The 408-nt window shown below is 69.6% G+C and carries 1 protein-coding gene; it reads left to right on the top strand.

Annotated features, from left to right (window positions below; translation table 11 throughout):
• Positions 1–36: 36 nt before the first annotated feature.
• On the top strand, positions 37–408 hold a 372-nt coding region (locus I6F37_RS42620), incomplete at its 3' end, for an ATP-binding cassette domain-containing protein (protein WP_225154770.1).

Genomic DNA, 408 nt, shown 5'->3' with positions numbered 1-408 from the left:
CTACTACCCTGGGCCGCCGTGGCCGCCCAAGGGGAAATGAACGCAATCGAGATCGGCGGGGCGGTCAAGCGCTTCGGCGAGATCACCGCCGTCGATGGGCTCGACCTCGACGTCCCTCAGGGGATCTGCCTCGGGCTCCTGGGCCCGAACGGCGCGGGCAAGTCGACGACGATGCGGATGCTGACCGGCCAGGTGATCGCCAACGAGGGCGAGATCCGCGTGCTCGGGCACGAGCTGCCCGGCGACTCGAAGATCGCCCGCTCGAAGATGGGGGTGGTCCCCCAGCTCGACAACCTCGACGTGGACGTGACCGTCGAGGACAACCTCGCCGTCTACTCCCGGCTGTACCGCGTGCCCGACGTCCCGGCGGCCGTCGAGCGCTGCCTCCAGATCTCGCGGCTGACCGAC

It is taken from the genome of Bradyrhizobium sp. NBAIM08 (assembly GCF_020193935.1).
Taxonomy (GTDB): domain Bacteria; phylum Pseudomonadota; class Alphaproteobacteria; order Rhizobiales; family Xanthobacteraceae; genus Bradyrhizobium; species Bradyrhizobium yuanmingense.
Note: the sequence above shows the minus strand (reverse complement) of the source record. Positions and strands in the feature narration are given on the sequence as shown.